Origin of the sequence: Lactococcus cremoris subsp. cremoris NBRC 100676, assembly GCF_001591705.1 — a bacterium.
GTDB classification, from domain to species: Bacteria; Bacillota; Bacilli; order Lactobacillales; family Streptococcaceae; genus Lactococcus; species Lactococcus cremoris.
This window is the reverse complement of the sequence record NZ_BCVK01000104.1, coordinates 1-2597: the sequence shown is the minus strand read 5'-3', so window position 1 is coordinate 2597 and position 2597 is coordinate 1. Positions and strand designations below refer to the sequence as shown.

Genomic DNA, 2597 nt, shown 5'->3' with positions numbered 1-2597 from the left:
TTTTTTTATGGTAATTATTACCATCAGCTAAATTTTTCACTTTAGCAAGAAGCTTATTAATCAATCTGATTCACTAATGTTAAACCAGATTAATCCCCAAAGTGAAGCAATGACTAAAAAGAGTAGAGCGACCATTTTATTTTCCTTTACTGCTGTAAAACCTAACTAGATTATTTAATAGATTCTATGACTTCTTTAAGTTGATTGACAGACTTTTCAAATTGTTTCATTTCATAAGCATCCATATTGAGTTCAATAATTTCTCTGACACCATTTTGATTTACGACAGATGGAACACCAGTAAAGACCCCTTCTTGACCATATTCTCCACGCAAATAGGCAGAAACTGGTAGAATGACTTGTTCATTATTTAAGATGGCTTTGACAATTCTAGCTGTACTCATTCCGATTCCGTAATAAGTGGCTTGTTTTTTATCAATAATTTCATAAGCAGCATTTTTAACCTTATTTGATAAATTAGACAAATCTTCAAGACCAATTTTTTTATTTTTAACAATAAATTCAAGAATAGGTTTTCCACCTACCGTCGTGTGTGACCAAACTGCAACTTCAGAATCGCCATGTTCGCCAATAATATATCCGTGAACACTCCGTGGATCAATTTCCAGCTTTGTGGCTAATTCCTTTCTAAAACGTGTGGTATCCAAAGTTGTACCAGTTCCGACAATTCTAGATTGGTCAAGACCAGAAGTTTCCCAAGCGACATAGGTAAGGATATCCACAGGATTAGAAGCAATTACAAAAATACCATCAAAACCTGAATCCATAACTTGAGTAACGATTGAGCGCATAATTTTAGCATTTGTATTGACCAAATCTAAACGTGATTGTCCAGGTTTTTGGTTCACACCAGCTGTAATCACGACAATATCTGCATTTTCACAATCCTTGTAATTTCCAGCTCTTACAATAACATTTTCTTTAGCCCAAGATATGCCATCCAATAAATCTAAAGCCTCACCCTCAGCTTTATCTTGATTGACATCTATCAAAACTAACTCGTTGATAAGCCCTCGATTAATCATTGAATAAGCAATACTTGTTCCGACAAATCCTGTTCCAATCACGACTACTTTTCTACTTGTAATTTTCATTTTTATCTCCTTTTCGATTTTTTATTAATCAATATTTTTTCTATATTTTTATAAAACCTATCTGTTAAAAATCCATAGATAACTAATCATAGTGCATAAAATTAAAATGATAGAAATCACAAAACTAATGATTATAAAAGCCAATTCTAGTCCCCTTTTAAAGTAATTTTCTGATGTCCTTTATAAAATCTATTATTATTTTATCTATATTTTTGCAATGTGTAAAATGAATTTATTTTATCGTTATGATTAAAAAAATAATAAAAACAAAAAAGCAGAAGCAGCTTGCTTCTGTTTCTTATTTTTATTATTTCTAACGAATTTCGGTTTCTTTTTTTATTTTATTAATTAATTTTTGAATCACGGGGTCTTTTTCTTCATCAAAAGAAACTCCTAAAAACTCTCTATGATAATTACTTCCAAGTTCTTGATAAGGGATATCATCAGATAAAAAGGATTTAGAAATCAAAGAAGAACCTAAACCAGATTTGATATGGGAAATAATCATCTCATTACTATTCATACGAACAATGTTTCTTCTAGAAGAAGGAGCAGATTTGAGATATCTTTTGATATAATATCCAATTCCTGAACCAGATTCTCTGGTAAAGAAAGTTTCTGAATCTGTATTTCCAGCAAGGACCAACTCATCTAAAAACAAAGGAAAGGTTTCGGTTTGATCACTAATGAGTAATCGTTCAATGATTCCAAAATGCAAATCATGATTTGCAACTAATTCAAATACTTTTTCTGAGTCATACATATTAATTTCTACATCCAATTGTTCCAACTCATCTTCAAATACTTTAAAAATTCTTGGCATAATACTTAAAGCAGCACTATGTGAAACTCCGATTTTGAAAGGATGTTTTGCAAGAGATTTCTTTTGTACCTCCGCTTGGTCTTCCTCCCATTTTTTTAGATAGGCAATCGCTTTGGGATAAAATAATATTGCGGCTTCAGTCGGAATGATTTCTTGGTGTTTTCCCCTTAGAAATAATGTTGATTTTAATTCTTCTTCAAGTTTTTTGATTCTCACGGTTACAGTAGGTTGTGAAATAAATAAATATTTTCCGGCTAAGGTAAAACTTTTAGTTTCATAAACAACGATAAAAGTCTCAAATAATGAAAACATCTGATTTTATCCTTAAAACATGGCATTAACAAATTATTTTTTTTAATTCATATGATTATAATAATTTATTTTACAAATTAATTCAACTATTACCCGAATTGCTAGTTGATTATTTAGCCATGACTTGATACCCGATAGAATATCTTAAAGTCTCTGGTTCCAGTGATTTAGCTGATTTTAACAGTAAAGAATACGCTAAAAGTATCATCTCTAATTTCAATTGAAAACCTTGAGGCGAACGACTTTTACAACGCTCAGCTCCTAGATTTGTCAAAAAAGAGAAAACTCGCTCAATCACTTTTCTACGTTTTGAAAAATTAGGGAAAAGGATTTTCTTTTGCTTCATA

Annotated in this window: 3 protein-coding genes; all 3 read right to left on the bottom strand. The window is 30.9% G+C overall.

Features of this window, described 5'->3' with window-relative positions; all coding sequences use genetic code 11:
• Positions 1–170: 170 nt before the first annotated feature.
• Positions 171–1115: an L-lactate dehydrogenase gene (locus LLA01S_RS11845; protein ID WP_061778364.1), complete on the bottom strand. Its 945-nt coding sequence runs from the start codon at positions 1113–1115 to the stop codon at positions 171–173.
• 313 nt (positions 1116–1428) lie between these two features.
• The gene (locus LLA01S_RS11840) at positions 1429–2250 is read right to left on the bottom strand and encodes a LysR substrate-binding domain-containing protein (RefSeq protein ID WP_021212851.1); all 822 of its coding nucleotides are present in this window, start codon (positions 2248–2250) and stop codon (positions 1429–1431) included.
• 109 nt (positions 2251–2359) lie between these two features.
• Positions 2360–2597: transposase (locus LLA01S_RS11835; protein WP_021165145.1), on the bottom strand; the 238-nt coding region annotated here is incomplete at its 5' end.